We start from the raw sequence: 5,353 nt of genomic DNA, 5'->3' as shown, positions 1-5,353 counted from the left end.
TTTTTGATGCCAGAATTACTCATTTAAGCTTTCCTCCTTTTCTCATTATACTATAACCTAGAATAATTTAATCATTTTTTATAATATATTATAATATTTCTAACAAGAAAAAACCGACCTCATTGCTGAGAATCGGTTTTCTAGTGTATTTAATTAAGAAATTCGTTTTCACATAACATAAATTATGTAAAAACTTCTACAATAACAAATCTTTGACTTTCCCAATTTCGCTTTTTGGAATCACCAGGTGGATCATATCCCCCAGATACATTCTGGTTGAACCGTTAACGGTTTGGCTTTTTCCATTATGAACTTGGGTTGTGATAAGGACATTGTGTGGTAAATTGAGTTCGTGTACTTGTTTCCCAGCAATTTTGTCTGATACAGGAATTTCAATAAGGGTAACTTCTCCTTCATCTGATGCTTCTTCAGGCAGCATTTTTTCCAACATAGCTTCATAGACTGGTGCACCCTTGAGTAGATCCATGATGATGTAGGCAACCAAGGTCACTAATCCAAGTGGCATGAGATTGCGAATATCTCCTACCATTTCGGTTACCAGAATCATAGCAGTTAAGGGAGCCTTGGATATTGCTCCAAAATAGCCACTCATTCCTAGAATGACAAATATAGGGAATTGCTGCTGACTGACAAGTCCAAGATTGACACAAATAACACCAACTAAAGCTCCAAGTAAGGAGCCAAGCGCTAAAATTGGTAGGAAAATTCCTCCTGGAAGGCCACTTCCATAACTAATCATGCTCCAAACAAAGCGAATCAAAAAGTAAACTAATAGAACTTGGAAACTAAAATCTTGTTCAGTTAAGGAAAGAACCAGCTGATTTCCACCACCAAGGATTTGTGGTAAGAAGATTCCGACTGGGATGATGAGAATGAAAGCCAGAATTGGATAATAAGCTCTATCCAAACGGATTTTTTGACCAAGCCAGTCATAAACTCTACCAACATTGAGCACAGCTTTCTCATAGAGAAAACCAGATAGTCCAAGAAAAACTCCCATAAGGAGGTAAATCCAATACTGGTCTAGGGTCATGAGTGGGATGTTGTCTGGCATGTCCAGTACGGGTGTTAAGCCAAATATGAGTAGTGAGACAAAGTTTGCTACGATACTTGCTGCGAGAGTAGATACCCAGAAAAAGCGTGAAAAATGGTGATAAACTTCTTCTACCACAAAGAGAAGTCCTGCAATTGGTGCATTAAAGGCTGCAGCTAAACCTGCTGCAGCTCCACTAGCAATCAAGGAGCGTTCCTCTACTGGACTGGATTTGAGCCACTTGGCAATTCCTTTACCACCGACTGCTCCAAGTTGGATACTTGGCCCTTCACGCCCCAGCATGAGTCCACTGGCAATAGCAAGAATACCTAGCACATATTTTTTCCAAAGAACGCCCCACCAGTTGAGAGTCATCAATCCCTTTAATTCTGCTTCGACTTGAGGAATTCCTGATCCTTTGATATCTTTTTCTGATCGGGTTAATTTCGCACTGAGCCAACAAACTATTAAATAAAATAGACCAATGATAAAAAGGTTGCGCACTAGGTGCGCTTGATCTTGATAAAGTCCTTGTATCAGGTGGAAGCCTTTTTCGATTGAAAACCGAAAGGATCCAACGATAATTCCAACAATGAGACCAACAATGATTCCTCGTCCAACTTGGGATAATATGGTGCTCGAGGCAAAGGCAAATTCTTTCTTGGAGCTGAGTGTTTCTGACTGTTCCTCCATAATCATTCCTTCTAACTTAACTTTCTTTTTCTCCTGAAACCAGCGATTTAACGGGTTCAAAGCTGGTTCGGTGAATTGGGGTAACTCCTAGTTTTGTGAGGCCTTCCAGGTGTTTAACTGTTCCATATCCTGCATTAGCAGTAAAGTCATAGCCAGGGAACTGCTGATCGTATTCCTTCATCAATTCATCACGTGTCACCTTGGCTACTATAGAAGCCGCTGCAATCGAGAGGGAATTGGCATCTCCTTTAATGATGGAAGTTTGTGAAATTGGCAAATCCAGTTTCATGGCATCTATCAAAAGGTGCTCAGGTTGAGAACTGAGCTGGGAGATTGCTTCCTGCATGGCCAGTTTGGTTGCTTCATAGATATTGACTTGGTCGATGACCTGATTATCCATGATACCAATGCCGATTGATAAGGCTTGATCTTGAACGGCTTGATAAATTTCTAGATGTTTCTTTTTAGGAATTTTCTTGCTGTCGTTGAGGCCTCTAATCTTACAATTTTTAGGCAAAATAACGGCCGCAGCAACTACTGGCCCAGCCAGAGGACCTCGACCGACCTCATCAACACCTGCAATTAAGGTCAATCCTTGTTTGTAAAGTTCTTTTTCGTAGGAAAGCATGGATTCCAAACGAAGATCCTCATTCAATTCAGCCTGAATGGCTTTTTTACGCTTGCTGATTTCCTTTTGAACTCCTGAGCGATTATCCTTTTCAAGCTCTAAAAAAACAGGGTTATCTAAGTCCTTGACTGTAGCAAGGAGTTCTTTGATTTCTTTAATCGTCGCCATCGAGGTCTTCCAATATATCTAAGGTATAGTTACCGAGTTTGCCGTCGCGGACTTCCTTCACGAAGAGACTGTAGAAACGGTCATAGTCGTCACGGAAACCGAGGGCGCGGGTCATATCCATAATAATAACAGGCGCTTCTTCCTCAATTTTCATCTGTTTGAAGCGTTCAGCCAGCTTTTCTGGATAATGTTCTTTGAAATAATTGAGGCCAAAAATAGTTACCTCGTCCATAGGAAGCAACTGGTCTTTAATAGCTCCCGTTAAGGCTAACTTAAGCGCAACAGTTTCATCTTCAAACTTAGGCCAAAGAATCCCTGGCGTATCTAAGATTTCTAAGTCTTTGTTGGTTTTGAGCCATTGTTGACCTTTGGTCACACCAGGCTTGTTGCCGACAACAGCAATTTTCTTACCAGCCAAACGATTCATAAGCGTTGATTTTCCAGCGTTTGGAATCCCAATAATCATGGTACGCAAGGTTTCAATCTTGATTCCACGTTCCTTTTGCCGAGCAATCTTATCTGCCATGAGTTTTTTAGCGGCATCTGTTACAACTTTTACAGTCACTTGCTCTTTGGAGTTGATAGCCAGAGTTTGGATTCCTTGTGATTCAAAATACTGGCGCCATTCCTTGGTCATTGCTGGGTCAGCCAAGTCCGCCTTATTTAAAATCAAGAGTTTTGGTTTATCACCAACGATTTTGGTCAACATAGGGTTTTGACTAGATAGAGGTAAGCGTGCATCCACCAAAATCGTTACAAAATCAACAAATTTTAAATTTTCCTGCACCTGTCGACGAGCTTTAGACATGTGACCAGGAAACCATTGAATAGTAGCCATTGAGTTTTTTTCCTTTCGTAGCAAGGGTTTAGAGCCCCTATTTTATTTTACTATTGTCTAAACACCAAGCGAACACCAAAACTACCATGCAATGGAAAAACCTCTGATTTGATTCTCGCTTGATTTCACAATCTTTATATCAAACTGTGGGTGGTATTTGACAATATCTTTTTTGATTTTTAATAGTAAATTTGAAACAATATTTTTAGGTGAGTAACGTGGACTAAGATGTAACAAGTCTTTGAATTCATCAACACTTAATTCTACTTTATTGCTATTATCACTAGTTTCAATGAATTTTTCAATCATTCTGGAATATTTACAGGTATAACTTTTCAATTCTTCAAAATGGAAATTGTGATTTTCTACAAATTGATTTAAGGCTTTTACAGTATTTTCTTGTGAACGATTTATATTATGTGTATAGCCCATTGTTGTCTCAAAGTTAGCATGTCCTACTCTAGTCATAATATCTTTCACTGCTATGTGCATCTCATTGCTTTGAAGGTAACTAATATGCATATGCCTAAACGAATGGGGAGTAACATGTTTTACCCACTTAAAACCATAGTCACTTAAACAATTTGTCAATAATTTTCCTTCTATTCGTTTCAAAATTTGACGAAAAGTGCTTGATGTTATTGGAGAGCCGTATTCTGTTCTAAATACACTTTCAGAATGTGTAAAAGCAGGACAGGGATGTTTCTTCATATAAGCATCAAACTCTTTATTTCTCTGTATTGTCCTTTTAATAGCTTCGCTTGCAGCTTCAGGCAAAGCTACTTCTCTAATTGAATTGAGTGTTTTTGTTGTATCAAAATGAAATTGTTCAACTTTTAAACAATGATATTGAAGTGCTTTATCAATATGCAAGATTCCTTTTTCAAAATCAATATCTGATGGTAAAAATGCTGCTTCACTAATTCGAATACCTGTAAGCAACAATACTATAGCAAGATCATAATAGTTTGCATTTCTGCATTGGCGTAACACATCAAAAAATGCATGTAATTCATGGATTTCTAGAAATTTAGAATCATGTCTTTCTTTTGCTTTACGTCTTTTCTCTAGTGAAATATCTAGTTTTACCGCAGTCATTGGAGAAAACTTAATGACATTATATAACACACCATGATTAAAAATCTTATTACAAGTACTTTTTATATGAGTCATTGTTGAAGGCGATGCATCATACATTTCTAAATATTTATTGAGACTATTTTTCATCAGAAGTGGAGTAATCCTGTCTAACAAAAAATCATCTCCTATAATTTTCCCAAGACGCTTTATAACCAGTAGTTCTCTCTGAATTGTTTGTGGTTTAACAGAGACACACCAAGTCTGAAACCAATTTTCTTTTAACTCTCCAAATGTTGTAATCAGTTCAGGGCTAAACTGACTTTCAAATGAAGTAGTTAGTCTATCTATTTTATCAAGAACCTCTCTTTCAGCTTGTTTCCTCGCCCTACTAGTATTCTTAGTATAACTTACAGTTACTGATTTCCACTTTCCTGTTAGTGGATCTTTGTACTTTTCAACCACTTGATATAAGGGTTGCCCTTTTGAATTTGTTTTAGTTACATAATACATAATTTAATTCCTCTTAACTTTTAAAAAGAAATAAATCATTGTTGTATAGAATAAATAACTACCCTATATTATACCATGACTTCCTTATTTTGTCCGCTTTTGCTTCCATCTTAAGAAACTTTCAAATCCTTCTAGATTAATGAAAACAAGTTTATGGGTTGGGTTAATTACATACATGGAAAATGTTCTGTTTTCTCGCATTTCTTTAATCCATCTGTTCAATGTATATTGATTTAAACCGTCCCATCTTTTTAGAATTCCTTTTTTATCGGCCCATTCTGCAATGGAATTTTCGACAGATATATATTTTATATTCATGTCATCATCCTTCCTAAAAAATATTTTTACCGCCATGGCATGACTGATGAAGTCATCATAAGAA

General features: G+C 37.3%; 5 protein-coding genes. All 5 read right to left on the bottom strand.

From position 1 onward, the window contains the following. Positions 1-196 precede the first annotated feature (196 nt). A complete protein-coding gene (locus tag HMPREF2701_RS07340) occupies positions 197-1,747 on the bottom strand; it encodes a ClC family H(+)/Cl(-) exchange transporter (RefSeq protein ID WP_061589731.1) in 1,551 nt (516 codons plus the stop codon). Positions 1,748-1,763: 16 nt separating this feature from the next. Further along, a complete protein-coding gene (locus HMPREF2701_RS07335) occupies positions 1,764-2,543 on the bottom strand; it encodes a ribonuclease HII (protein WP_061589730.1) in 780 nt (259 codons plus the stop codon). Beyond that, positions 2,530-3,381 carry a ribosome biogenesis GTPase YlqF gene (gene ylqF / locus HMPREF2701_RS07330; RefSeq protein ID WP_049487185.1) on the bottom strand — a complete coding sequence of 284 codons (852 nt, stop codon included), beginning with the start codon at positions 3,379-3,381 and terminating at the stop codon, positions 2,530-2,532. Before ylqF ends, HMPREF2701_RS07335 begins: the two co-directional genes overlap by 14 nt. Positions 3,382-3,462: 81 nt before the next feature. Next, positions 3,463-4,971 carry a tyrosine-type recombinase/integrase gene (locus HMPREF2701_RS07325; protein ID WP_070482608.1) on the bottom strand — a complete coding sequence of 503 codons (1,509 nt, stop codon included), beginning with the start codon at positions 4,969-4,971 and terminating at the stop codon, positions 3,463-3,465. Positions 4,972-5,055: 84 nt separating this feature from the next. After that, complete coding sequence (locus HMPREF2701_RS07320; RefSeq protein ID WP_001022845.1) at positions 5,056-5,289, bottom strand: hypothetical protein; 234 nt, start codon at positions 5,287-5,289, stop codon at positions 5,056-5,058. Positions 5,290-5,353: the final 64 nt, after the last annotated feature.

The organism is Streptococcus sp. HMSC077D04, from assembly GCF_001808785.1.
GTDB classification, from domain to species: Bacteria; Bacillota; Bacilli; order Lactobacillales; family Streptococcaceae; genus Streptococcus; species Streptococcus mitis_BX.
Note: the sequence above shows the minus strand (reverse complement) of the source record. Positions and strands in the feature narration are given on the sequence as shown.

Bases quoted from the DNA above. Each gene is read 5' to 3' on its own strand.
- HMPREF2701_RS07340 (WP_061589731.1), bottom strand. From the start codon at position 1,747: ATGGAGGAACAGTCAGAAACACTCAGCTCCAAGAAAGAATTTGCCTTT.
- ylqF (WP_049487185.1), bottom strand. From the start codon at position 3,381: ATGGCTACTATTCAATGGTTTCCTGGTCACATGTCTAAAGCTCGTCGA.
- HMPREF2701_RS07320 (WP_001022845.1), bottom strand. From the start codon at position 5,289: ATGAATATAAAATATATATCTGTCGAAAATTCCATTGCAGAATGGGCC.
- HMPREF2701_RS07335 (WP_061589730.1), bottom strand. From the start codon at position 2,543: ATGGCGACGATTAAAGAAATCAAAGAACTCCTTGCTACAGTCAAGGAC.
- HMPREF2701_RS07325 (WP_070482608.1), bottom strand. From the start codon at position 4,971: ATGTATTATGTAACTAAAACAAATTCAAAAGGGCAACCCTTATATCAA.